Consider the following 26,290-nt stretch of genomic DNA (forward strand, 5'->3'; position numbering starts at 1 on the left):
ACCTGCAAATATAAACACAAAAATTGAAATTTTGGTATTTAGTTGTATTTACTTCTAACTTCTAAAATCTGACTTCTAACTTTATTCTAATGCGCCTCTAACCAACTCTGACCAATCCCAGCTTCTACATCTAAAGGAACATCAATTTGATAAGTCTTACTCATTATTTCCATAATTTTTGGCTTTACAGTTTCCAGTTCGGATTTAGGAACATCAAAAACCAGTTCATCATGAACCTGCAAAATCATTGTTGTTTTTAGATTATTTTCTTCCAAATATTCTTGTACTTTTACCATTGCCAGTTTTATAATATCGGCAGCAGTTCCTTGTATTGGCATATTTACAGCATTACGTTCGGCAAAACCTCGCTGTGTTTGGTTTCTTGAATTTATATCACGCAAAGGTCTTTTTCTTCCCAAAAGTGTTTGTGCAGATTCATTATCTCTGGCTTCATTGACCACCTTATCCATATAATTTTTGATAGAAGAAAATTCTTCAAAATAAGAATCAATTAGTTTTTTGGCTTCTGTTGTTTTGATATTCAAACGCTGACCTAATCCCATTGCCGAAACGCCATAAATAATTCCGAAGTTTGCCGTCTTTGCAGAACGACGCATTTCTGGAGTTACGTCCTCTGTTTCTACTTTAAAAATCTTTGCTGCTGTGGCTGTATGAATATCTCTTTGATTTTTAAACGCCTCAATCATTGTTGGGTCTTGTGCAAAAGATGCCATTAAACGAAGTTCGATTTGAGAATAATCTACTGCCAAGAGAACATGATTTTCATTAGAAGGAACAAATGCTTTTCTTACTTCTCGTCCTCTTTCGGTTCGGATTGGAATATTTTGAAGGTTTGGATTTGTCGAACTCAGCCTTCCTGTCGAAGTAACGGCTTGATTAAATGAAGTATGAATTTTATTATCTTTAGGAGAAAGAAGCAAAGGCAAAGCATCTACGTAAGTAGATTTTAGCTTTTGAAGTTGGCGATAATCTACAATTTTGGCAGCAATCGGATATTTATCAGCCAGTTTTACCAAAATACTCTCGTCAGTTTTGTACTGTTTGCTTTTTGCTGTCAGTTTTGGTTTTGGTGTTAGGTCTAATTTTTTCTCATCAAATAAAATTTCTCCTAACTGTTTCGGTGAAGCAATATTAAACTGCTCTCCTGCTATCTGATAAATTTCTTTTTCTACAATTTCGACTTCTTTTCCTAGCTCTAACGAAAATTCAGCTAAGGCTTCTGTATCGATGTTCATTCCGTTCATTTCAATTTTTGCTAGTACTGAAATCAATGGAATTTCTATATCATAAAAAACGCTTTTCAATCCTTTATTTTCTTCTTTTTCTAATTCAAAATGTAGTTTTTCTTTCAGTCTAAGTGTAATATCTGCATCTTCGGCTGCATAATTCAGAATTTCTTTTGGCTCAAATTCTGCCATCGTTTTGGCTTTTTTGCCTGTCCCTACAATCTCATCATAAGAAATAGTTTTGTAGTTGAGGATAGTTTGTGCCAAATAATCCATATTATGACGAAGTTCTGGCTCTAAGACATAATGCGCTAACATTGTATCAAAAAATTGTCCTTTTAGCTCAATTCCATATTTATAAAAAATTTGATAATCGTACTTTATATTTTGTCCAATTTTTGTGATTTTTGGATTTTCTAAAACGCTTTTAAACTCATTCAAAATACTTTTTCGCTCTTCTTCATTTCCCAAAACAGGAATATAAAAGGCTTCAAATTCTTTATAAGCCACCGAAAAACCAACAATATTAGCCTCCATGACATCTAAATTATCTGTTTCTGTATCGACAGAAATTTCATCTTGAAGTAAAAGAAAATCGATCAAATGTTCTCTTTTTTCTTTGGTATCAATTAAATGATAATCGTGCTTTGTAGTAAAAACTGTGCTTAGTTGTTCTGTTGGTGCTTGTTCTTTTTCATCATTTTGAGAAACTGAATTTGTATCATTCGTTATTCCTTCTAATTTTTCAAGTTCTTTTTCTGTAAAAACAAATGGTAATTGTTCTAAAGCTGCTTTTGCTTCCTCTGGAGTAATATTTGATTTTTTAGTAATTTTTTGGGCAGATTGCTCATTATTTTTCGGACTTCCAAACAAATCCATTTGGTCAGTCGCTGTTTTTTTGTTTTCACTTATGGTTTTACTAAGTGATGAAGAACCTACTTTTGCGCTTGTCTTTGGAGAATATGATTTTGGTGTTTCTTCGTTTAAGATTTTTCGTTTTAATGTTCTAAATTCTAATTCATCAAAAAGGGCTGACAAAACTTCCTTATTTATTTCTGTTCCATCTTTTGCATCGTATTTTAATGCTTTTTCATCAAATTCTATCGGAACATCAATTTTTATAGTTGCTAATTCTTTTGATAACATTCCTTGCTCGGCAAAATTAATGACGTTTTCTTTTTGTTTTCCTTTTAAATCGTTTACATTTTCAATAATTCCCTCTACGCTATTGTATTTTTTGAGAAGTTTGATAGCCGTTTTTTCTCCAATCCCTGGAATCCCTGGAATGTTGTCAGAAGCATCTCCTTGAAGTCCTAAAATATCTGTCAGTTGCATCGGATTATCCAATTCCCAACGCTCACACACTTCTTTTACTCCCCAAATAGCAGCAGGATTGCGCCCAGCATAAGCGACTTTATAGAAAAATATTTTTTCCTCAACAAGTTGTGCGTAATCTTTATCAATCGTAACCATATACACCTCAAAACCTTCTCTCGCTGCTTTTTTAGCAAGTGTTCCGACAATATCATCAGCTTCAAAACCATCCATTTTCAAGATAGGAATATTCAGACCTTCCAATAAACGATTAATAAAGGGCTTCGAAAGTGTGATTGCTTCTGGCTGTTTTTCTCTATGTGCTTTATAGGCTTCAAAACGCTCGTGGCGAAAAGTAGGCTTCGAAGTATCGAAAGCGATGCCAATATGCGTAGGTTTTTCGTTTTGAATAACATCCCAAATAGAATTGGTAAAACCCAAAATTGCACCTGTATCAATACCAGTAGAAGTCATTCTAGGATTTTTACTAAAGGCAAAATGCGCTCTATAAATGAGTGCCATTGCATCAAGAAGAAATAATTTTTTGGGAGCGTCTGGATTTGAAAGCATTTTTGGGTCAGTTATCAGTTACCAGTTATCAGTAACCAGTTGAATAAATTTACAATTTTGTAGGGAAAATGGCTTGCCTTTTCCTAGACTACATTTTTTACAAAAGTAGCTTTTAAATTTTAGTTTTGGTAGTGATTTTAATTATTCTTCACATGTCCATTCAAGAACGAATACAACAAAATTATCAGAGTTTTCAAAATCATAATCATAAACTCCGTCAAGTAAAATGTGAGTAGCGTATTTATATAATTTCTTTGGTGCTTTCACTTTTTCTAAGAGTTCTGTATCTTCTATGTTTTTTGTGTTAATCGATGTATAAATAGCTAGTGGAAGATGATACCCCAAATAGTCTTTTATATTGATTTTTTCATCTCCACAAGGAAAAACAACAATATGTTTATCAGGAAATTTTCTTTTGTACTGTTTGGCAAAGGTAATTAGAGAATCTAAAGAGTTGGTTTCAGATTGAGCAAATATTTTACGGTCTCTCATAGTAGGAATTACTCTTACTCTTCTGTTTATTGCTTGATTTAGTTCATTAGGAATTCCATCTACATCATTGGGAACAGTAGGTTGGTCTTTTCCGTGAAAAGAAGTTTTTAATCTACAACTATCAATTCCATTTTTTATCAGAAAATTCACACAAAAATACAATCTTTCTTTACTTAATTTGATAGCTGAAATAGAATCTTTACACTCATACGAATCTGTATGTCCCTCCAAAATAAAATCAGCTAGTGGGTCATTTTTAAGACAAAGTAATAAACGTTTGAGAACTCCCTTACCGTCCGTATTTGGTTTTACTTTACCTTTATCAAAATTAATACTCTCAAAACTGGTCGCAAAACTCAAAAAGCTACAAAAGAAAAACAGAAAAGTAAAAATATATTTTTTCATGTTTGATAGAAAAATTAAAGGCAAAATTGTTTTACAAATATAAAAAATCAAAACCAATTTCATTTTATTGTACGAATGGATAGAATTTTGGTAAATTAGCTTATTCTTAAACAAACCGTCGTTGAGGCTTTGCCGTCAACGAGGTAATTTTTAAGACCTCAACGACGGCAAAGCCTCGTTGACGGTTCAACAAGAAAACACACCACAAAAAAAATAAAATTATGTCCTTATTATTCGATTCTTTCAAAGACTGGCAAAACCATTGCGAAACTAATAACGAACCTTTATATAAATCTGTTTTAGATTATGAAACCGAACTTAGAGGAAAGTCCGAAACACAAATTTTTGAAAATCTTAGCAAGGCTTTTGGAGTAATGAAAGATGCTGTCGAAACAGGTCTGAAAGAAGAAATGATTTCTCGTTCTGGAATGATAAATAATGGAGCAAAGAAAGTCTATCGTTATCCTACGCCTGTTTTGTCGTTAGAATTTCAGCATTTGATAGCTCGTTCGTTGGCTGCAAAAGAGGTCAATTCGTGTATGGGACGTATCGTAGCTGCTCCAACGGCAGGGGCTTCTGGGATTTTACCTGGAACGCTTTATACTTTACAGGAAATTCACAGAATAGAAGAACATAAAATTTTGGAAGGGCTTTTGGTGGCTGCTGGTATTGCGCTTATTATCGAACAAAATGCTTCTTTGGCTGGTGCTGTTGGTGGCTGTCAAGCAGAAACGGGAAGTGCTGCTGCAATGGCTTCAGGTGCGATGGTTTATTGTTTGGGAGGAGATATAAATCAAGTTTTTGGTGCTGTGGCGATTACGATTCAATGTATGTTGGGTTTGGTTTGCGACCCTGTGGCTGGCTTGGTGGAAGTACCTTGTGTGGTCAGAAATGCAAGTGCAGCAGCGATTGCGTTTTCTTCGGCTCAAATTTCGCTTGCTAATGTAAATGCCGTTATTCCTGTCGATGAATGTGTCGCTGCGATGGGCGAAATTGGTCAAAGTATGGAAGCAAGATATAAAGAAACGGCTCTAGGAGGGCTTGCAGCAACTTCTACTGGTCAGCAAATTTCGAAACGAGTTTTGATTCACGATATCGAAATGTTACCTGATGAAGAGGAAGAGAATTAATTAAAAATTACGAATTACGGATTACGGAAATTAGTTTTTTCTTTTAGTTAAGAGCAAATTTAGTTTTATAATTTTAAATAAAAATATGTCAAAAAATCAGCATTCAAAGATACACAGCCGTTGTTGGTGTCCTTACCAACGACATTATTATATAGTTTTATTCCTAACTTTTTTACTTTTCTCATTCATTCCAAAACACGCCATGCATTTGAGCATTACAGAAATGGATTTTAAGACAAAAGGAGAAAAAACCGAAATTCAAATCTCTCACAAAATTTTTATAGATGATTTGGAAAATGCTTTAAGAAAGAATTATTCAGAAGTATTTAAAAACTCAAAACCGAATATTTCTACCACAACACAACACAAAGAAGCCGAGAAATATATTTATAATTATCTCAAAAAAAGCGTAGATTTAAAGGTTAATTCTAAAAAAGAAGAAATAAATTATATTGGGTTAGAGTTTGAAGATGATGTTATTTGGGTATATGGAAGTATAGAAAAATCAACATCTATTGAAAAAGAATCTATTTTTATTAAGAATATGATTTTGATGGATTTGTTTGATGACCAACGAAATATGCTTTATCTTACCAAAGAAAAAACAAAAGAATTTCTCAATTTTACGAATGATGAACGTACACAAAGAATTCAATTTTAGAAAAATAGGTTGAAAATTTAAAAAAATTAAGGAATTGGAAATGTAAATTGGTTTTTGAATCTATTTTTTAATATATTTTGAGTGTCAAAATAAAAAATGATCTACTTACCATAACTAACTATTTTTATATTTATGGAAAATGCAACTTCTTCCACTCAAGAAACAACTTCTAAACCCAAATTTTCAGGGCAATCTTATAATCATAATCCACAGGAAAGAACGGTGGCTCTTATGAGTGATGAAGAATATATCAATGAACGTTTGGTTGCTCAAATGGAGTGGTATGATAGAAAAAGTAGTGAAAATAAATCAAAATACAAGCGTATTAAGAGAACCGAGTCAGTTATTGCTGCTCTCATTCCTGTCGTAATTACTTTTGGAGCATTTAAAGTTATACAAGAGAATGATTTAGGAGTTTATCTGCAAGTCATTGCTGCTCTTGCTGGTGTTGCTTTGGTAATCATGAATAGCTTTTTGGAATTGGATGAACACCATAAATTATGGAAAGAATATCGTGTAACGTGCGAAATGATGCGTCATGAGCGTTACATGTACATGACACGTAGCGAACCTTATGATGAAGCTGACGCTTTTCCTTTGTTAGTGGAAAAAATTGAGGCTATTCTTAATTCTGAAACTCAGCGTTGGAAACAAATTGATAAAAAATCTGACAAACAAGCAAAAAATTCTGTCCCACAACAAGAAAACGAAATATCACATAAAGAAGACAAACAATCTTTAATTAGTTAAAAATTAGTAATTTACTTTTATTTAATATATAAAAAAATGCCAAAAGTATTTTTAGGAGGAACAGTAAATGGTTCAAAATGGAGGAATTATGTAATGCCCCGTTTGAATATAGATTATTTTGATCCTGTTGTCGAAGAATGGAATGATGAAGCCTATAAAAAAGAACTCTACGAAAGAGAGCATTGTGAGTATTGCCTTTATGTACTTACTCCCATGATGAAAGGAGTCTATTCGATTGCTGAAGTGGTAGATGATTCGAATAAAAGACCCAAGAAAACACTTTTTTGTTTCCTTTCAAAAGACGGAGATAAAGAATTTGACGCTGTTCAGATAAAATCTATGCATGCAGTTACTAAAATGATTATTTCTAATGGAGCAAAACACTTTGGGAGTTTGGATGAAGTCATTTCATTTTTAAATACTGCGCCTAGAAGAGTAAGACATGCATCTCCTGTTTAGTTAGATAAATTAAATGGAAATATTACTGTATAGGAACAGAAGGGGGTGCATAACAAATTGTCGCATAAACAGGGTTTTAACCCTGTTTATATTTTTGTAATGCGATAATTTGTTATGCATCCGAACAGAAGTTGGTAAGAACACCAAAACGACTATTGAAGTACTATTTTGAATACTATTTTTTTTATGGTCTTGTTTCTTCTTTTAGTAAAATCCATTACACATAGATTTTGATTCAAAATACAGTAAATAATGAAGCGTATTGTAAAAATATATCTTTTAAATCCTATTCTACCTGCTTTTTGTCTGTTAATAACTTTTTGTTGGATAGGATACGATAATTTTTTGAAAGAAAAATACACAAACAAAGAGAAAAAAGTTTGGGATTCTGCTACAAATAAAATTAAAAGTTTAGGAAATACGTACTTAGAAAATACGGATAGGTCAATGAGAGACTTGAAATATCAGTCTAGTTATGAATATTGTTTGAATCAAGACAAAATTCCTCCCATTAATTCGGAGTTGATAAAATATTTACGAGAATTAGTAAATGAAAATCTTGTACAAAATGATTTTTCTAACTTAAAAGAAATCCCTATTCGTTTTGTATTTGATAGTTACATCAAAAAGGCAAGTGAGTTAGATACAGCTTTGGCTAAAAAATACGAAAATTTTGTATTTGAAAAGGGCTTATCAGACAAAGAAATCAATCTCAACTACTTTTCTTATGATAGTATGCAAACCAAGTATCATTTGGCTAGGTTTGAAATGCAACTTGCCGAAATGTACAGCGATGATATGAAACTGTTAGCCAACATATATTTTCTAAATGAATTAAAAGAAAAATTGAGTAACCCAGTTATTGTTCCATACATCACTAACCAAAAAGGCAGAAGAGTAGTTGTTTATACTGTCTATCCATTTGATACAGAACATACAAAAATAGAATCTCCAAAAGGCTTAGAAACTCGTTTCGATGATAAGGGGTATTTGATTATTCCACCTTCTTTGAGAGGTAAAAAGATTGATATGGATATTAGAATAAAATGTTCGTCAGATACCATGTAAGTAGTTAGACAAAATTATTAAATATTTTTTTTATCTTTGTTTTATGAGAGGAAAAAAACGTTTTATTAGTTTGAGTATAGAGGAAGTATCTTCCTTAGAGCAAGGTTGGAAAGAAGGTAAATCATCAACTTTCCGTACTCGTTGTCATTACATTCTTTTAAGCCATCAAGGAAAAAAGGTTAGTGAGATAATGGATTTTTATCAAGTTACTCGCCAATTAGTTATTCGTTGGTTTAATCGGTATGAAAAAGAGGGCATAGCAGGATTAGAGACGAGTAAAGGACAAGGTCGTCGCCCTATTCTTCGTATAGATAATGAAGAAGAAATGAATAAAGTAGAATCTCTAGTTGAAGCCAGTCCTCAAAGTTTGAAAGTAGTTGTTTCTCAATTGGAAGAGGAATTGGGTAAATCTATGTCAGTCAAGACTTTAAAAAGGTTGCTTAAAAAAAAAATGGTGTTGGAAACGCTTCAGAAAAGTAACTGTTAAGAAACCTGACCCTGTTGTATATGAAGAAAAAAAACGTAGTTTAGAATTTCTCATTCTTTTATTTTTAGCAGGCTGTATAGATTTGCGTTTTTGTGATGAGTCTTCCTTCAATTTAGAACCCAATGTTCCTTATGGTTGGTGTAGAATAGGAGAACAAGTAGGCATTAAAAGTAGTAAGGGAGGTAATTTAAATGTATTTGGATTGCTTAACTTGCGTGGAGAACTAAGCAGTTTTGTAAGCACCCAAAACATTAATTCTAAAGTTATCATTGATTGTATAGATCAGTTTGTAGAAACAATTGAAAAAACGACTGTTCTAGTGTTAGATAATGGACCTTGGCATATTTCTAAAGAAATAGAAGAGAAAATAGAGGAATGGGAAGAGAAAGGAGTACTTATTTTCTACTTACCTTCTTACAGTCCACATTTGAATCCCATAGAAACACTATGGAGAAAAATCAAAATAGAGTGGTTAAGACCTCAAGATTTCACGAGTAAAGAAGACTTACATCAAGCTGTAAAAAATATTCTAAAAAAATACAATAGTAAAAAGTATAAAATTGATTTTACTATATATAAAGGAAAATTGTTACGATAATTATGTCTAACTACTTACACCTACAAAAATTATCATGAAGAATAAAATATACATATCTATTTTTCTATGGCTATCTTTTATCGTATTGGTTGTTTCTTATTTTACTCAAAATACAGAAAAGCAACATCAAGCACTAAAAGAAACGCAAGAAACTGTCTTGAGAGTTCACAAAAAAATGTATAACGATAAATTCAATACTACAGAATTACTAATACATAGTATGGGAAATAATCCTAGATATAGAGTAGTTCAAAATACGGTACAAGAAGGAGAAATTCTACTAAACTCTATGTTTGCAGAAGCTAAAATAGAAAATCAACGTATTTTACCATTTTTATACAAAGAATATTATTCAATGGAAGTAATGAAAGAAGTAGATGATACAGAGAAAATTTTGAAAGAGCTAAAAGAATACAAAGGAAATAACGAAATAATAGAGCAAGTAAATTTTCTTGACCGTTATCAAACTTCTTTTGGCTACCTATACAAACATTATGAAAAGATTGGAGATTTCAGGATACGTTTTGCGAAAACTAACATAGTAAATGCGAGTGATACAACTTTAGGATTTGAGTTTGTAGGGAGTTATGATGATTATATTATACCTCCAGAAAATAAAGTAATGTGGGCTTTAAATTCTTTTGGAGATGTAGCTCTTATTGATGTAGAAACTCATACAAAAGAAGATACTGTAAGAAAACGTTATAAAGTTATCCCTTCCAAAAATGATAAAATCAATCCTTTTGATTATGAAGAAAGAGAATAAAATATACATATCCCTTTTTCTATGGCTATCTTTTATCGTATTGGTTGTTTCTTATTTTACTCAAAATACAGAAAAGCAACATCAAGCACTAAAAGAAACGCAAGAAACTGTCTTGAGAGTTCATAAAAAGATTTATGATAATAAATTCAATAGTATGGAATTTCAAATAAATAGTGATGGAAATAATCCTAGAGATAGAATAGTTCAAGACACTGTAAAGAAGGGAGAGTTCCTTATAGTACTGGACATGAGTTAAATTTTTGACAAAAAAAGGACAGAAAGAGTTAATTTAGAAGTGTGAAAACCAAAAAACTCTATTCCGTCCTGCTGAACAAATATACAAAGGAATTTTCAGATATTCCTATCCATTATGTTCACGCTACTTTGTTGCTTATTAGCTGTATTCTGATAAAAGAAACTGTTAATCTAAACAAATTAAAAAATCAAGTAGGTATTTTTTTAAATTCTCCTACTGTTCAAATTGATTCTCATTATAAACGGCTTACTCGTTATTTTTTGGATGTCTATGTTCAAAAAACACTATGGAAGCTGATTCTAGTTTTTAGTATAGGCTCTTTTTTGAATAGAAAAGACATAAAAAAAGAAATTTTCTATCTAGCTATGGATGGTAGTGTTTGGCAATTAGGGGAATATACCTATCATGTTTTGGTCTTAAGTGTTATTTATAGAAAAATGGCTATTCCTATTTTTTGGATCAATTTAGAACGAAAAGGTAGTTCTACTGTTGCTCATCGTAAAAGTTTATTAGCATCGGCTTTATTGTTATATCCTTTTTTAAAAAGATTTACAATTTTAGCTGATAGAGAGTATAAAGGTAGAGTTTGGTTTAGGTATTTAGAAGAACAAGGATATACTTACATTATTCGTCTTTGTAAGGGAGATTATCAATTAGAAGTTAAAAAATACCACAGCTTACTTAAAAAAGCTAAATCAGGCAAACTAGTAAGCCAAGAATTTGAAACTGACTTTGCAAAAAAACTAAAAATAGTGATTTCTTATAATGCTCAAGCAGCAAAAGAAAGTGAAAAGTTTGTCATTTTATTAACCAACAAATATCGTTTAACAAAGGAGAAAATTAGTGCTATCTATTATCTCAGATGGAAAATAGAGTGTTTATTTAGACATTTGAAAACAAATGGATTTCATTTAGAGGAGTTAGGAATGGTAAACCCAAGAAAAATTCGTGTTCTAATGGCATTAGTAATTGCATCTTTTTTACTCTGTATCTTAGAAGGAGTAAAAACAAAACAAAGAGTAAAAAAAGACAATGAATCCTTTTACGAGTCTGTTTTTAGAATCGGATATGGAAAAGTAGTATTTTATGCTACTTCTATAGACAAAATATTAAAAATAATAACCCAATTAGTGCAAAAATCTAAAACTCAAAATACAACCTAAATTAACACATGTCCAGTACTGTAAGAGTTCCTACTAAACTCTATGTTTGCAGAAGAAAAAATAGAAAATAAGCGTATCTTACCATTTTTAAGTAAATATTATTATTCAATAGAAGCAATAGATGATACAGAAAGAATTTTAAAAGAACTAGAAGTGTATAAGGGAAACAACAAAATAATAGAGCAAGTAAATCTCCTTGACCGTTATAAAACGTCCTTTTATTACCTATATAAACACTATGAGAAAGTTGGTTCTTATAGCACACCTTTTACAACTATGAAAATAGTAAACGCTAGTGATACAACCATAGGTATAGGAATTTATAATGCTGCAGAACTTCAAGGTAAAGCTTTGTGGATAACAGGTTCTTCAAAAAAACTAATTGGTATTCAAATAGAAACATATATAGAAAAAGATACCATTACAAAAATGTACAAAGTTATGCCCTCTAAAAATGGTAAAATCAATCCTTTTGATTATGAAGAACTAGAGCTTGATAAGTGATTAGTCAAATTTTAAAAGGTCAGTTTAAAAAATCTTATTTATGTGAATAATTACAGAAATAAGATTTTTTTGTTTTTTATATAAAATATGAAAGTCAGTTTTTATGAAAATTCATTTATCTTTTAATCATAAAAAATCGTAATCAATTCAATAAATAGTTTTAATTTATTCAAATAAAATGCGTATTTTTCTAAAATAAGGAATTACCAAACTACTTACTTTACTTATGGACAAAAAGCGACAAATAAAAGAACTCTTACGAAAACTAGACTTTGTAGAAAAAAAACAAACTATTTTTGAGCGAGAAATATATAAGTTACGCATAGAAATAGAAGGATTACAAAATGAAACTTCTTTTGAAAAAGAAAAACCGAAAGAATCAAAAGAAGACGAACCAATAATAAGACAAAAACCCATTTTTAGAGATATTCCATCTGATTTTCCTGCTGAATCTGAAAATGAGAAAAAAGAAGAAAAAAGAGAACCTATTCGCAGAAAAACTCCTGTTTTTGAGCAGCAAATCCAACCTCAGAAAACAAAAATTCATCAAAAATCAAGCATTGAAAAATTCATTGGCGAAAATGTAATTTATATAGTCGGTGTTTTGATTATTGTTTTGGGTGTTGGGATTGGAGTAAAATATGCCATCGACAACGAAATGATTAGTCCTCTTACAAGAATCATTTTAGGTTATTTTGTGGGTGTTGGTCTTTTAGGTTTTGCTATTTATTTGAAGGCAAAATATGAAAAATTTAGTGCTGGTCTTTTGAGTGGTGCAATGGCAATTTTTTATTTTGTAACCTTTATGGCGTATGATTTTTATGCCCTGCCCATGTTTCCAAAAGAATTTACCTTTGGGTTGATGGTCACTTTTACGGTTTTTACGGTGGTGGCTTCCCTCAATTATGACAGACAAATTATTGCTCATATCGGACTTGTGGGAGCGTATGCTGTTCCGTTTTTACTTAGTGATGGCTCTGGAAAAGTGATGATTTTGTTTATTTATATGGCAATTATCAACTTAGGGATTTTAGTTATTTCTATAAAAAAATACTGGAAACCTCTCTATATAAATGCTTTTTCGCTCACTTGGCTTGTTGTTTTGGCTTGGTATGGTGCAAAATATACACAAGAAGAGCATTTTAGTTTGACGTTGATTTTTTCTACTCTCTTTTTCCTTATTTTTTATATTTCATTTTTGGCTTACAAAATCAGAAAAAAAGAAATTTTCAATGTTGGAGATGTGATTTTGATGCTTCTCAATTCTTTTATTTATTATGGAGTTGGTTATGCAACACTTGCTACAAACGTTCAAACAGAAAATTTAGTAGGATTATTTACACTCGGACAGGCAATTATTCATTTTGGAGTAAGTGTAGTTTTATATAAAAACAAACTCGCTGACAGAAATTTATTTTATTTGGCTTCTGGATTAGTTTTGGTTTTCATTACGATTGCTGTTCCTGTTCAACTAGATGGAAATTGGGTAACTTTGATTTGGTCATTGCAGGCTGCTCTTTTATTTTGGATTGGAAGAACTAAAAAAGTAGGTGTTTATGAATCTCTTTCATTTCCTTTGATGGTTTTGGCTTCTTTTAGTCTGCTTCAAGATTGGACTTTGGCTATTGATGCTTCAACAGGAGTTTATGATTATGAAACGAATAAAACAGTTGTAAATGAAGTTCTGCCTATTTTTAATGTAATTTTCTTGACTTCCGTTATTTTTGCAGCTTCGTTTTTCTTTATTAATTTTCTGAATAAGAGTGATAAATATGTTTCTGCTTTACAAGAAAAAGCGAGTGGATTTTTAGGTTTTATAACTGTTGTAATTACTACAATCTTACTTTTTGCTCTTTATTTGCCTTTGGTAGTCGAAATATCAGTTTATTTTAATCAACTTTATGAACTTTCTAGGCTTGAGGTAATAATAGAAGAAAACTATTCAAGTACTTTCTATGATTCTGATTTACCTCGTTATCAAGCTATTTGGCTACTCAATTATACATTACTTTTCTTTATTGGATTAGGTTTTTATTGCATCAAAAAAGTAGAAACTCAAATTCCTGTTATTCTCTATTATTTGGCTTCTGCTCTTGTTCTATTTATTTTTATGAGTGGAGGTTTGTATGAATTGAGCGAACTTAGAGAAAGTTATATCTCACAAAAACTAGGTAAATATTATGAAGTCGGAATTTTTAATTTATTGATTCGTTATATTTCGTATTCATTTGTAGTAGGGCTTTTGTTTACACTTTTCAAACTCGCAAAACAAGAGTTTTTGAAATTTGATTTTAGTCCTTTCTTTGATTTCATTCTTCATGTTTCTGTTATGTGGCTGCTAAGTGCCGAACTTATTCATATTCTTAGCCTAACCAGTAATGCAGATGCCTACAAACTTGGTTTGAGCATTTTGTGGGGAGCTTATTCGCTTTTTGTGGTTGTTTTAGGAATTTGGAAGAAGAAAAAATATTTGCGTATTGGTGGTTTGGTATGGTTCGGAATTACGTTTGCCAAACTCTTTTTCTATGATATTGCAGCTTTATCAACGATTTCTAAGACGATTGTTTTTGTTTCTTTAGGAACACTGCTAGTCATAATTTCATTTTTGTATAATAAATATAAGGATAAGATTGAGGGGTAGAAAGGTTGTTTTTTACAAAAAAAAGTTGTTCAAAATTACACTTATTTTGAACAACTTTTTACTTTTGGGTAAATGAGTTTTTAGTTGAGTTCTAATTCTACAAACCAAAAACCTTTTACTTCATTTTCGCTTGGCAAATCACAATCTGAATTTGCTTGGATAGAAAGAGGTTTGTATAATTTTTCTCCTACTTTGATTTCTATTTTCTCAGAAAAATAAGGAGCAGTAGTACAAAAAGAATGAAACTCTCCATTTTCACCACAAGCATCCACCTGTTTGGGAAGTTTTTGTAAAAAAGGCTTATCAATTTTTTGTCCTACAAAAGATTCATTTAAAAAAGCATCACTCACACAACAAGTAACTGATTCAAAACCTTGATTTATAAAATCATTTACTAAAAAATTTGTGTCCATTTTCCAAAGAGGAAAAATAGCTTTCATTCCTGTTTCTTTGAGTTGATTTTCTCGGTATTCTCTCAAATCTTCTAAAAAAATATCTCCAAAAATAACAGTTTCTATTCCTTCATTTTTTAAATTTTGAAGGATAGTATTCATTTTTTCTTCATATTCTTTATTTGTTCCTTCTGAGAGAAAGAATTTAATTAATGGAATTCCGATAAACTGAGCTTGTTTTTCTAATAATTCTTCTTTTATGCCATGCATCGTAATTCTTTTGTAAGGCAGACTAAGTGTAGTAATAAGGTAGGATATTTCATAGTTTTTTTCTTGCAAAACTTTTTGAAGACAATACGCAGAATCTTTTCCTCCACTCCAAAAGAAAGCAGCTTTGGGTAGTGTTTTTTTGTTTTCAGACATGATTTTTGTTTTTTAAAAGATAGGAGAAGGTTTTTTATTTTCTGATATTAAATTTATGAATTTTTTAAAGATTAAACCAATAAGAAATTTTTGCTACAATAGCACGATTTTTTGAGCCAAAATTTTCGGGTAAATAATTTTCTGAATACACTAAGAAAAAGTCGGAAACAGGCTTGAAACGCCATTGAAAACGAGCATTCAAATTTACATTATCGGCTTGCGTATTGTATTGTAAAAAAGTTGTCAAGAAAAGACTGCGAGTAAATGAAATATCCAAACGAGGGCTAATAATCCAAAAATTAGCATCATTATAAGGCTCTGGTAAATCAATTATATTGTGGTCAAAACTAACTGCAAACTGTCCATAAGGTTGAAAACGATAGCGAATTGTTCCATCCACATTAAAGCGAGTTCCTGTAAAATAAGTACGATGAGATGCTGATGTAGAAAAATTGAAACGCTTACGAGAATCAGAATTAAAATATACATATCCTCCTGTATTTGTAAACTCTGTACCTTCTTCAAATTGTTTTCCTCCCGAATTGGTGGGGTCAAAAGCAAAAAATAAATAGGTATAATCAGTAAAAAATCCTGCTCCAAAACTACTTGTATTAAAAAGATCTGCATTGTATTCTAAAGAAATATTTCTATCAGTCATCTTCCAATTCAAATCTAAATAAGTATTGAAATAAGCATGAAAATTATGACGTTGTATTTTTCCTTTTTTTGGATAAATATTATAACCAGCCCAATCCTCAAAACGCCAAAGACCTTTTCGAAGGACATAACCAATATCATTAATATCATAATTTTTACCTACTAATTCATGATTCCAAGCAGCATAAAATTTACGTGTATTGTAAGCAAAAAATGCAGCGTGGGCAAAAGTTCCTTTTGTTTCGTTTGGTAAAAAAGCGTGATGATAAAATACTTTTCCTCTCCATTTACTGTCCTTAGATTGTAGATTATAATCAATTCCTGCCATTCTTGTATAAGGTTTATCAGAAGTTTCATTACCTGTTTCTTGACGATTGACAAAAATCCCTGCGATATTCGAACGAGAAAAAACCTGCCTTTGAAAAGCTGCAACCGTATAATTATTGCCAATAATTCCTTTTTCTTTATCTTGTCCTGTTTGAATATTCAATAAACCTACACGCCAATTTTTATTTACTTTTCCACTCAATCTAGCACCATACAAAATAGGATTCTGAATATTTTGATTAGTTGTTGTATCATAACCAATTCCGACACGACGAGAGAAAAAAGGACGCATTCTACTAAAACCAAAATTGGCAAACAAATCACTGTTTTCTAAGAAAAACTGTCTTCGTTCTGGAAAAAATATTTCAAAACGGCTCAAATTTGTTACCTGTTGGTCGACTTCCACCTGCGAAAAATCAGGGTTTACAGTCAAATCTAAATTTAAAGAAGGTGTAACTGCTATTTTTGCATCACCTCCAAAATTTCCTTTTGTTTTGTAAGGAGTGTCATTGATATTATCTTTTGATGTTGAACCTGCCAAATAAGGAATTATAGAAATATTAGAACCTGCTTTTTTTATACTTTCATCAAAGATAAGTTCGCCAGTAAAAGCCAAAGAAAGCGTAGTAAACTGAATGGGAACAGGAATCCAAGCCGAAATTTCATTTCTATACGCATCATTACGAGCAAAATTTACTTTCCATTTAGATTTGTCTTTTGGATAACGAAGTGTCTTGAACGGAATGGCAATTTCACATGTCCAAGAGCCATCTGGCAAATCAGAAACGGCACTATACCATTTGTTGTCCCAGTTGGTAGCATCTCTATCTCCTTCAAAAATAAGCCCTTCTAATTGCGCTCCAACAGGCGAAACTGTAAAATAAACTCCGTTCAGACCATCTCCGAAAGGGTCAAGATTGACAGAAAAATTATCATTTTGTACCCAGTCATAATCTCTTCGCATCGAAGAAATAATATATTTTTGCTTTGGATTTCCTTTACAAATAGCAGCTACATACAAGTAATTTTCATCATAAGCTACTCGTACTTCGGTCTGTGAAAGAGCCAGTAAAGTATCAGTAGGGAAGTTTTGAACAAAATTAGTTGCTATTTCTGAAATTTGCCAAATCTCTTCATCAAGCGCACCATCTATACGAATAGCTGCTGTTTTTTTGACTGAAAGTTGATAAGGAGAGATAGAAAGCGAATCATTTTTTGAAGTAATTTCTTCTTTTAAGATTGTTTCTGTTTTATTAGGAGTGGTTTGGGCAAAAGTAGAAAAAGCAAGACAAAAAGTGAGAAGAAAAAAGAGGTAAAAATGTTTCATCAGAAGAGATTAAAATAGTAAAGTGTGTTTTTGAATTAAATTAAACAAAAATACTGGCTTATACTTTTTTTACTTGTTAATAAACTTAAAAATGATGTTTCTTTAAGAGAATTTAATAAATCTAAAAAAAATAGATTTTTATTTTTTCAAACTATTTTGAATTGGTAATGTTCTATACATTGAAATTATCCTACCAAGTAAAATTTGGCAGGTTTAATCCTAAAAAAGCAATTATTACGCTACAAATCATCACAAAGTTATATCATTTTTATTTATATAATCCTGTATTTTTTATGATTTGTTTACTATTTTTGCTAAATTTGCAATGAATATAAACTAAATTTTAAACATTTTTTGAAATGGTTTATATTAATAGATTGAGTTAGTATATTTTATAGAAAGCTCATCTAATTTATTTATTTTCCTTTTAATTTGAAAAGGAATTATTTTTTTAACAACTATTTTTTTTATTATGAATACTAAAATTTCTGTATTTTTATTCGCTCTTTTATTATCTTCAACAACTCTTTTTTCATCTTGCTCACCTTCTGAAAGAAAAGAAGCCCAAGCAGAAGTAAATGAAGAAATGACTGAAATGAACAACGAAATCACTGAAGCTAGTGCTGAATTTAAGCAAGAGCGTATGGAGTGGAAAAATACAATGAACGAAAAAATGGAAAAATGGGATGCTCGTTTGGCAGAACTAGATGCCAAAATTGAAGCACAAGGCAATGAAGTTTCTACTGAACTAAAACAAGAACGTGAAGAACTTGCGAACAATTACGCAGAGTTGAAAGCAAAAATGGAAAATGCTGAAAACAAAACGGAATCAGAATGGTCTGAATTTAAAGCTGATGTAAACAAAACGGCTGACCAAATTGCTACTGATGTAGATAACTTTTTTAAGAATATTGATACAAATGGCGATGGTAAATAAAATATTCTAGCTAAAAGCACTTTCTAAAAAAATGGATTTGAGTAAAATTACTTGAATCCATTTTTTATTTGTTCCTATTTCAAAAAGACTTTCCATGTGTCAGACTAACTACCTTACGAGCCACAGAGGGAACATATTTAAACGTATTTATCAAAAACTCACTAGATTTTCTTCCTCCAAAAAAACGTTGAACTGTTCGTCCAGCCTTTAATCTCAACTGAAACTGACTATTCCAACGTTTTTGATATTCTGTTTTTAGAGTGTTGAAATTTATTTGATTATCAAAGTAATTGATTAGTAAATCACTCAAAATTTTTGAGCTATGAAGAGCCATTGCCATTCCATTTCCACACAAAGGCGTTATCATTCCTGCCGAATCGCCACACATCAAAATATCGTCTTCAATTAATTTTTTTGGAGAAAAAGAAACTTGATTGATTATTTCTGGCTTATCATACAAAAACTCAGCTTCTTTCAATATTTTACTTAAAAATGGATTTTCTGTAAAAAGCTGTTTTTCTATATTTTCTACTTTCTTAAAATCTGTAATATTGTCTTTATGAGAAAGGTAACAAAAACAAAATTTGTCATCTTCAATCCTAGAAATTCCACAGTAGCCACGCCAAAAATTGTGTAAAGCAATTACATTATTAGGCATCAAATCTGTTTTTAAGTGGTATTTTACACCGATATACGGAAAGTTTTTGCTTGAAAAATCTCTTTGTAGTTTATTATCTAAGTTGCTTCGCTTTCCATAAGAACCAATCACAATCTGACTTTCAATAATTCCATTTGAAGTTTCAATCAAGAATTTATTCTCATTTCTGTTATTCTCCTTTGTATTTTCTAATTTTTCATTCCCTAATTCCCAATTTCCATTTCCCATTTCCTTATTCACGTCTTTCACAAAAGTTCCTTCCCAAATCTGTACGCCTTCTTTTTTTGCAATTTTGGATAGCTCATAATCTAGCGTATAACGGCTAATTCCGAAACCACCCAAAGGCAAATCTAATTCTAGTTTGTTTCCAGAAGGCGATGAAAGCCAAAATTTGTCTAAAGCAACTGCGCCAAAATCAAAAGGATTTACACCCAAAGATTTTACATACTCTAGGGCTTCATTCGAAATATATTCTCCACAAACTTTATGAAATGGATAGGTATTTTTTTCTATCAAAATGACTTTTAGCCCTTTTTTAGCTAACTGAATGCTACACGCTAACCCAGCCAAACCACCTCCGATAATGGCAACTTGTGTAGACATCGGCTTTTTGTTTTCTGTATTTTTTTCTGTTTGTGATGTTTCCTTTACTTGAATTTTTATCATTTTGTTTTGTAAAATTGTATTATTTAGGAAGGCGAACCCAAATCTAATCTATCGTTTGGAGGGTAAATATGAGTTGTGTTTTGAAAGGGAATTTGATTATTTCCAAGAGCATTATATTTAGTGAAAATATTAGTTTCTTTGAGAATACGGTTTAGTTCTCTTTCTGCAATGAAAAATTTATGTTTTTTCTGATTGGTTGTGGTTATAATTAAATTATAAAAATCTTCTTCTTTGTTGAAAATAGGTGAGTTGACAATTTTAGAAAACAACCCTGCTTTTTTATAGTCAATATTTTGAATTTCTTGTGTAGAAATGGAAGTTTGATTATTAAGTCCGTGATTTAAAACAAAATGTCCAGAATCAAGATGTAAAGATTTATTCTTTGTGATTTTTTTTCCTATTCCAAAACCTACTATTCCTAACGCAATCCATCCCCCAAAACTAATATCAATAATAGTAGAAAAATAGCTCAACAGTTCGAAAACCCCTCCAAGCAAAGCAAAAATGCCCACATAAACTCCCGTAACTTCGGATGGTTTTACTAAATTAAATTTATAAAAAGTGAGCTTGTCTAATCTTTCATTTCTTGATTCTCTATCGATTTTTACGGCTTCTTGTTTTGGGATTTCTCTTAAAGTATGTATTTGATTGCAATGTTTCCCATCCATGTATAACCAAGAATCTACCAAAAAAGCAGACTTACAACTTGCACAAATTACAATATCATCTCCTTCTTGTAGAATATCTCCAGTAATTGGGTCAATTCGTTCTTGTTTTAGGAAATCTTGATGTTTTTCTTTTTGTAGGGTGTGAGTGGTCATTTTTTTTATTAGGCTAAGTGTTGTTTAATAGTAGGGCTAGTAGAAGTAAGGTAACTTTTATCAAATTGTTGCAAAAGGTTAGTTTCATTTTTGATACGTTCTAATGTTTTTTTAGTTATCAAAACTTTGTGTCTTGTTTTATCTTTTAGTGTGAATTTTAACGTGTAAATTTCTTTTTGTTCATATTTTTTTAGTCTTTTTCTGAAAAAATTATAAATCCAATAACGGCTTGGTTTGTAGTAACTAATATTTTTTATTGAATTGAGTGTAATATTATTATTCCAATTTTTATCATTCAATGAAAAAGAAAGAACATTACCTTTTATATTCAACTGTTCTTTATAATCACTAATTGTCCAAAATATAAATTGTGGTATCCAAACAATAGAAAGCATTATTAATAAATTATAGAAATAATTCAGAAAATCATGAAAGTTAAGCGCATAAATTATGTAAATAAAAACACCCAAAAAAGAGATAAATGAAGATGCTTTTTTCGCAGCGTCTTTATTTGAAATTGCCTTTATTTCAAGGTTTACATTTAGATAAATACTAGACTTATCAATAATGACTACTTCTTGTTTTGGAATCTCCTTTAATGTAAGGCTTTGCTCACAATGCTTCTTATCCATATACTCCCAAGAATCCACCAAAAAAGCAGACTTGCAAGCAGCACAAATTACAATTTTATCATTTTCTTGCAATAAATCTCCTGTAATTGGGTCAATTCTTTCTTGTTTTAGGAAATCTTGATGTTTTTCTTTTTGTAGGGTGTGAGTGGTCATTTTTTATGCTAATGTGTTTTATTCTACAGTACTGGACATGTGTTAATTTAGGTTGTATTTTGAGTTTTAGATTTTTGCACTAATTGGGTTATTATTTTTAATATTTTGTCTATAGAAGTAGCATAAAATACTACTTTTCCATATCCGATTCTAAAAACAGACTCGTAAAAGGATTCATTGTCTTTTTTTACTCTTTGTTTTGTTTTTACTCCTTCTAAGATACAGAGTAAAAAAGATGCAATTACTAATGCCATTAGAACACGAATTTTTCTTGGGTTTACCATTCCTAACTCCTCTAAATGAAATCCATTTGTTTTCAAATGTCTAAATAAACACTCTATTTTCCATCTGAGATAATAGATAGCACTAATTTTCTCCTTTGTTAAACGATATTTGTTGGTTAATAAAATGACAAACTTTTCACTTTCTTTTGCTGCTTGAGCATTATAAGAAATCACTATTTTTAGTTTTTTTGCAAAGTCAGTTTCAAATTCTTGGCTTACTAGTTTGCCTGATTTAGCTTTTTTAAGTAAGCTGTGGTATTTTTTAACTTCTAATTGATAATCTCCCTTACAAAGACGAATAATGTAAGTATATCCTTGTTCTTCTAAATACCTAAACCAAACTCTACCTTTATACTCTCTATCAGCTAAAATTGTAAATCTTTTTAAAAAAGGATATAACAATAAAGCCGATGCTAATAAACTTTTACGATGAGCAACAGTAGAACTACCTTTTCGTTCTAAATTGATCCAAAAAATAGGAATAGCCATTTTTCTATAAATAACACTTAAGACCAAAACATGATAGGTATATTCCCCTAATTGCCAAACACTACCATCCATAGCTAGATAGAAAATTTCTTTTTTTATGTCTTTTCTATTCAAAAAAGAGCCTATACTAAAAACTAGAATCAGCTTCCATAGTGTTTTTTGAACATAGACATCCAAAAAATAACGAGTAAGCCGTTTATAATGAGAATCAATTTGAACAGTAGGAGAATTTAAAAAAATACCTACTTGATTTTTTAATTTGTTTAGATTAACAGTTTCTTTTATCAGAATACAGCTAATAAGCAACAAAGTAGCGTGAACATAATGGATAGGAATATCTGAAAATTCCTTTGTATATTTGTTCAGCAGGACGGAATAGAGTTTTTTGGTTTTCACACTTCTAAATTAACTCTTTCTGTCCTTTTTTTGTCAAAAATTTAACTCATGTCCAGTACTATAGTTTTATTCATCTATTTCTATTGATTTTGAATTAACGGAAAGAAAAGGAAGAGAGTTTTTATGGAATTTTTGTAGAAGATTGGTTTCTTTTGTGATGTGTTCTAATTCTTTTTTTTGAAGAAGTAATTTATATACTGATTTATCTTTAGCTGTGATTTTTATTGTATAACAAGAATTTTTTGATGAAAAAATATCTCTTATTACATTGTCAAACCAATGTCGCCTAGATTTGTATAATTCTATATTTTGAATTTCTTTAACTTTCATCTTAGTCTCTGTATTTTCTTTTAAATTAAAAAATAGAGTGTTGTCTTCTATTTTAAAACTATTTTTGTAATATGATTTTTTAGAGCCAAAATAAACATAACAATAACAAATCAACATAACTAGAAATGCACTGTAACTAATATTTATGAGTGAGAAATGGTCAAATAGAAAAGAAACAAAATAACCTAAGAGAAAATAAGGAAAGATAGTTATACGAGCTTCTTGATAATTTGCAAAAATTTTCACAGTTTTTAAATCAATCAGATAAGGTCTTTCAATCCTAACAACTTCATTGACAGGAATCTCCTTTAATGTAAGACTTTGCTCACAATGCTTCTTATCCATATACTCCCAAGAATCCACCAAAAAAGCAGACTTGCAAGCAGCACAAATTACAATTTTATCATTTTCTTGCAATAAATCTCTTGTAATTGGGTCAATTCTTTCTTGTTTTAGGAAATCTTGGTGTTTTTCTTTTTGTAGGGTGTGGGTAGTCATTTTTTTGCATTCTTAGTTGGCTTTTTGTTCAATCTTTTTAGTAACAGAAATAGAATGAGGTAGGTTTGTATTGAATTTTTGTAGAAGATTAGTTTTTGTATTGATTAGCTCTAATTGATCAGCATGCATTAAAATATTAGATTTAAAATCATTTTTGTCAGTAATTTTTAAACTATATATATTTCTATCCGATTTATATAATCGTCCTATCATATTTGAGAAAAAAAATCTTTTAGGTTTTTCAATTTGTACACTGATTATATCATCTATTTTAACAGCACCCTGTGACTCGTTACTCTTATTGAAAATAAGAGTATTGTTTTTTATTTTTAGGAGTCTTTTATAACTGGATTCTGCATAAAAAATAAAGATAAAAAACCAAGACACGAAGTGTGCAAAATTAATGGCAAGAAGCTCAATAAATCCAAAACTATATAGTAACGTGAACAAAGCCCAACCACTTAAAGTATAAGGAGAAGATGCAGTATGTGCTGCCGAAAAATTTGAATATGTTTTTAGTTCTAATAAATCAACAAAAATACTTTTTTCAATCCTAACAGTCTCATTCACAGGTATTTCCTTTAATGTAATTCTCTGATTACAATGTTTTTCATTCATATATTCCCAAGAATCCACCAAAAAAGCAGATTTGCAGCTTGCACAAATCACAACCTCATCTCCTTCTTGTAGAATATCTCCAGTAATGGGGTCAATTCGTTCTTGGTTTAGGAAGTCGTGGTGTTTTTCTTTTTGTAGGGTGTGGGTTGTCATTTTTTACTCGTTCTTTTGTTTTTTGAACAGACTAGGAAGTCTGTTATACATAATTCAAGTTAATAATATTCTCCCAAATATTCTATCAATTTTTCTTTTGAGTTTGGAAGTCCTGCATCTCTCATCATTAAACTAAAATTTGCAAAAGATATATCTTCTCCCCAACCTTTTGAGTTTGCAATGGCTCTTAATGCAATTATTTCATTTTTTTCTAAGTCGTTTACATCAGTTTCTTTGATAGGAATTGTTCTGTTTCTATTCAAAATATCTAAAACAAATCCAGTTGTTTCGGTGGCTTGATACATATTCAATTTTTCCAAAACTTGACAAAAAGCTAAAAGTATTTTCTGTTCTTCGTCTTCAGTTTGTGCATAACCAGAAAGCATTCCACTTGCATAACCGTTTATATTTCCGTCGTTAAATGGAATTTCATTTATTTTTCTTAGTTCCTCATTTGAAGTAATTGAATCAATCAAGATTTCAATAATTTGATTTGTTAGAGGGTATTTTACTAATGCAATCACTGCTGAAGTTTTTAAAAGTACAGAAGTAGAATCTAAATAGGGTTCTAAAAATGAAATATCTATTTTTGGTTCTGTATTTTTGGAAAGCAAACCAATCGCTAAAATACAATTTGCAATATCGTTTTCATGTGTCAGAACAGGAATTTGTCTTTTTATAAGTTCTATCGATTCTGTTCCTTTTTCTGGAAACCAAGCCAAAGCATAAATAGCTGCGTTTATTAATTTTCTGTTTTCAACATTGTTGTTTTTAGGTGTTTTTTCTATTATTTCCCATAAGATAGGAATTCGCTCCTCTACAAAACTATAACAATCCAAAAGAGCCAAATAACTATATCCATAATCTTGACTGTTTTGGATTTCTTGTTCAGACATGTGTTTGTGTGCATGTTTGAGTTCTGCCTTTATTTGTCGTGGATTTATTCCTTCTAATAAGTACGAATTTTCATATCCTAAAGCCAAATGAACAATATAATAAATAAGTTTGTGTCTCTCTTCAATATATTCACTCTCAATAAGTTCGAATAAAAATGGAATTGCATACGGAGTAGCATTATAACGTGTTCCTTGATGAAAAATATTGCCATAAAGTGTCCAGAGAGCCTGTTTACGAAGTTCTTTATCTGAAAAAGTCAAGCTACGTATGTTATTAGGAACATCAGCAGCCGAACCATAAGCGTGTTGTAACTCAGCCCAAGGAATTGTATCTAGTTTTTCTAGCATTTTAATAGAGTTTTATATTGAATTGATAGGTATTTGGTATAAATTGAATTTTGAATATCTTGTATTTATTCTCAAATTTAGGTTTTTGAAAATTTACAAAAAAAAACGAATTAAATTCATCAAATCTAATCAAAAATATGAAAATCTGCTTTGCTACCAATAATTCAAAAAAAATAGAAGAAGTAAAAGCTGCTCTTCCTCCAAACATTCAACTTGTTAGTCTAAAAGAAATCGGTTGTACAGAAGAAATTCCTGAAACTACGCCTACCATTGAAGGAAATTCTGAACAAAAGGCAATGTATGTCTATCAAAATTATGATACAAATTGTTTTGCAGATGACACAGGATTAGAAATTGAAGCACTAAACGGCGAACCAGGAGTTTCTTCGGCAATGTATGCAGATGAAACAGTAGGTTCTTACAGGGATTCAAAAGAAAATATGAAACTGGTTTTAAAAAATCTAAAAGAGCAATCTCAAAACGGAAATACAAACCGAAATGCACAATTCAAAACTGTTTTTACATTGGTTTTGGATGGACAAAAACATCAGTTTGAAGGAATAATTAAAGGAAAAATTATTGATGAAGTAAAGGGAGAAGATGGTTTTGGCTATGACCCTATTTTTGTTCCGAACGGCTATGAAAAAACGTTTGCTCAAATGCCTTTATCTGAAAAAAATAAAATTAGTCATAGAGCCATTGCAACAAGAAAGTTAGTAGAATTTCTAAATAATCTTAACAAAGTGTAGCCATAATCAACTATAATTCTTAAAT

General features: G+C 30.7%; 24 protein-coding genes and 1 pseudogene. 14 read left to right on the forward strand and 11 right to left on the reverse strand.

The window, feature by feature from the left end; translation table 11 throughout:
• Window positions 1-86: 86 nt before the first annotated feature.
• Window positions 87-3,131: a DNA polymerase I gene (polA, locus tag ACE193_RS22245; RefSeq protein ID WP_375560390.1), complete on the reverse strand. Its 3,045-nt coding sequence runs from the start codon at window positions 3,129-3,131 to the stop codon at window positions 87-89.
• Window positions 3,132-3,272: 141 nt separating this feature from the next.
• Window positions 3,273-4,028: an OmpA family protein gene (locus ACE193_RS22250; RefSeq protein ID WP_375560391.1), complete on the reverse strand. Its 756-nt coding sequence runs from the start codon at window positions 4,026-4,028 to the stop codon at window positions 3,273-3,275.
• 221 nt (window positions 4,029-4,249) lie between these two features.
• Here ACE193_RS22250 and sdaAA point away from each other — a divergent pair, with 221 nt between their 5' ends.
• The 12 genes and pseudogenes from sdaAA (at window position 4,250) to ACE193_RS22310 (ending at window position 14,511) form a co-directional block, all read left to right on the forward strand.
• Window positions 4,250-5,158, forward strand: coding sequence for an L-serine ammonia-lyase, iron-sulfur-dependent, subunit alpha (gene sdaAA, locus ACE193_RS22255; RefSeq protein WP_375560392.1), 909 nt, complete (start codon window positions 4,250-4,252; stop codon window positions 5,156-5,158).
• Window positions 5,159-5,243: 85 nt separating this feature from the next.
• Window positions 5,244-5,819 (forward strand): DUF6702 family protein, encoded by a 576-nt coding sequence (locus ACE193_RS22260; protein ID WP_375560393.1) that lies wholly within the window; start codon window positions 5,244-5,246, stop codon window positions 5,817-5,819.
• A 132-nt stretch (window positions 5,820-5,951) separates the two neighbouring features.
• A complete protein-coding gene (locus tag ACE193_RS22265) occupies window positions 5,952-6,569 on the forward strand; it encodes a DUF4231 domain-containing protein (RefSeq protein ID WP_375560394.1) in 618 nt (205 codons plus the stop codon).
• 36 nt (window positions 6,570-6,605) lie between these two features.
• Complete coding sequence (locus tag ACE193_RS22270) at window positions 6,606-7,028, forward strand: hypothetical protein (RefSeq protein ID WP_375560395.1); 423 nt, start codon at window positions 6,606-6,608, stop codon at window positions 7,026-7,028.
• A 252-nt stretch (window positions 7,029-7,280) separates the two neighbouring features.
• Window positions 7,281-8,096 (forward strand): hypothetical protein, encoded by an 816-nt coding sequence (locus tag ACE193_RS22275; protein WP_375560396.1) that lies wholly within the window; start codon window positions 7,281-7,283, stop codon window positions 8,094-8,096.
• Between the two features lie 43 nt (window positions 8,097-8,139).
• Window positions 8,140-8,583, forward strand: a complete 444-nt coding sequence (locus tag ACE193_RS22280) for a helix-turn-helix domain-containing protein (protein ID WP_375558679.1) — start codon at window positions 8,140-8,142, stop codon at window positions 8,581-8,583.
• 31 nt (window positions 8,584-8,614) lie between these two features.
• Window positions 8,615-9,181 (forward strand): annotated as a pseudogene (locus ACE193_RS22285) (IS630 family transposase); the annotation flags it as partial.
• 34 nt (window positions 9,182-9,215) lie between these two features.
• Window positions 9,216-9,947, forward strand: coding sequence for a hypothetical protein (locus ACE193_RS22290; protein ID WP_375560397.1), 732 nt, complete (start codon window positions 9,216-9,218; stop codon window positions 9,945-9,947).
• The gene (locus ACE193_RS22295; protein WP_375560398.1) at window positions 9,931-10,203 is read left to right on the forward strand and encodes a hypothetical protein; all 273 of its coding nucleotides are present in this window, start codon (window positions 9,931-9,933) and stop codon (window positions 10,201-10,203) included. Before ACE193_RS22290 ends, ACE193_RS22295 begins: the two co-directional genes overlap by 17 nt.
• A gap of 41 nt (window positions 10,204-10,244) precedes the next feature.
• Window positions 10,245-11,366 carry a transposase gene (locus tag ACE193_RS22300; protein ID WP_375559008.1) on the forward strand — a complete coding sequence of 374 codons (1,122 nt, stop codon included), beginning with the start codon at window positions 10,245-10,247 and terminating at the stop codon, window positions 11,364-11,366.
• A 42-nt stretch (window positions 11,367-11,408) separates the two neighbouring features.
• Window positions 11,409-11,870, forward strand: a complete 462-nt coding sequence (locus ACE193_RS22305) for a hypothetical protein (RefSeq protein WP_375560399.1) — start codon at window positions 11,409-11,411, stop codon at window positions 11,868-11,870.
• 226 nt (window positions 11,871-12,096) lie between these two features.
• On the forward strand, window positions 12,097-14,511 hold the full coding sequence (locus tag ACE193_RS22310) for a DUF2339 domain-containing protein (protein ID WP_375560400.1): 2,415 nt from the start codon (window positions 12,097-12,099) through the stop codon (window positions 14,509-14,511).
• Window positions 14,512-14,591: 80 nt separating this feature from the next.
• Here the strand turns inward: ACE193_RS22310 and ACE193_RS22315 are convergent, their stop codons facing one another.
• On the reverse strand, window positions 14,592-15,326 hold the full coding sequence (locus ACE193_RS22315) for a diphthine--ammonia ligase (RefSeq protein ID WP_375560401.1): 735 nt from the start codon (window positions 15,324-15,326) through the stop codon (window positions 14,592-14,594).
• A 64-nt stretch (window positions 15,327-15,390) separates the two neighbouring features.
• On the reverse strand, window positions 15,391-17,637 hold the full coding sequence (locus ACE193_RS22320) for a DUF5916 domain-containing protein (protein WP_375560402.1): 2,247 nt from the start codon (window positions 17,635-17,637) through the stop codon (window positions 15,391-15,393).
• Window positions 17,638-18,109: 472 nt separating this feature from the next.
• Here ACE193_RS22320 and ACE193_RS22325 point away from each other — a divergent pair, with 472 nt between their 5' ends.
• Window positions 18,110-18,574 (forward strand): hypothetical protein, encoded by a 465-nt coding sequence (locus ACE193_RS22325; RefSeq protein ID WP_375560403.1) that lies wholly within the window; start codon window positions 18,110-18,112, stop codon window positions 18,572-18,574.
• 79 nt (window positions 18,575-18,653) lie between these two features.
• Here the strand turns inward: ACE193_RS22325 and ACE193_RS22330 are convergent, their stop codons facing one another.
• From ACE193_RS22330 to ACE193_RS22360, 7 genes are all read right to left on the reverse strand, one after another.
• Window positions 18,654-19,898, reverse strand: a complete 1,245-nt coding sequence (locus tag ACE193_RS22330) for an FAD-dependent oxidoreductase (protein ID WP_375560404.1) — start codon at window positions 19,896-19,898, stop codon at window positions 18,654-18,656.
• A gap of 23 nt (window positions 19,899-19,921) precedes the next feature.
• On the reverse strand, window positions 19,922-20,719 hold the full coding sequence (locus ACE193_RS22335) for a hypothetical protein (protein ID WP_375560405.1): 798 nt from the start codon (window positions 20,717-20,719) through the stop codon (window positions 19,922-19,924).
• Window positions 20,720-20,727: 8 nt separating this feature from the next.
• The gene (locus ACE193_RS22340; protein ID WP_375560406.1) at window positions 20,728-21,504 is read right to left on the reverse strand and encodes a hypothetical protein; all 777 of its coding nucleotides are present in this window, start codon (window positions 21,502-21,504) and stop codon (window positions 20,728-20,730) included.
• Between the two features lie 47 nt (window positions 21,505-21,551).
• Window positions 21,552-22,673, reverse strand: a complete 1,122-nt coding sequence (locus ACE193_RS22345) for a transposase (RefSeq protein WP_375559008.1) — start codon at window positions 22,671-22,673, stop codon at window positions 21,552-21,554.
• A gap of 66 nt (window positions 22,674-22,739) precedes the next feature.
• The gene (locus ACE193_RS22350) at window positions 22,740-23,501 is read right to left on the reverse strand and encodes a hypothetical protein (protein WP_375560407.1); all 762 of its coding nucleotides are present in this window, start codon (window positions 23,499-23,501) and stop codon (window positions 22,740-22,742) included.
• A 12-nt stretch (window positions 23,502-23,513) separates the two neighbouring features.
• Window positions 23,514-24,272 (reverse strand): hypothetical protein, encoded by a 759-nt coding sequence (locus tag ACE193_RS22355; protein WP_375560408.1) that lies wholly within the window; start codon window positions 24,270-24,272, stop codon window positions 23,514-23,516.
• A 59-nt stretch (window positions 24,273-24,331) separates the two neighbouring features.
• The gene (locus tag ACE193_RS22360) at window positions 24,332-25,516 is read right to left on the reverse strand and encodes a hypothetical protein (protein ID WP_375560409.1); all 1,185 of its coding nucleotides are present in this window, start codon (window positions 25,514-25,516) and stop codon (window positions 24,332-24,334) included.
• 137 nt (window positions 25,517-25,653) lie between these two features.
• On the opposite strand from ACE193_RS22360, the gene rdgB reads away from it, so the two are divergent.
• Window positions 25,654-26,265 carry an RdgB/HAM1 family non-canonical purine NTP pyrophosphatase gene (rdgB, locus tag ACE193_RS22365; RefSeq protein WP_375560410.1) on the forward strand — a complete coding sequence of 204 codons (612 nt, stop codon included), beginning with the start codon at window positions 25,654-25,656 and terminating at the stop codon, window positions 26,263-26,265.
• Window positions 26,266-26,290 lie beyond the last annotated feature (25 nt).

It is taken from the genome of Bernardetia aquimarina, assembly GCF_042180575.1.
Taxonomy (GTDB): Bacteria; Bacteroidota; Bacteroidia; order Cytophagales; family Bernardetiaceae; genus Bernardetia.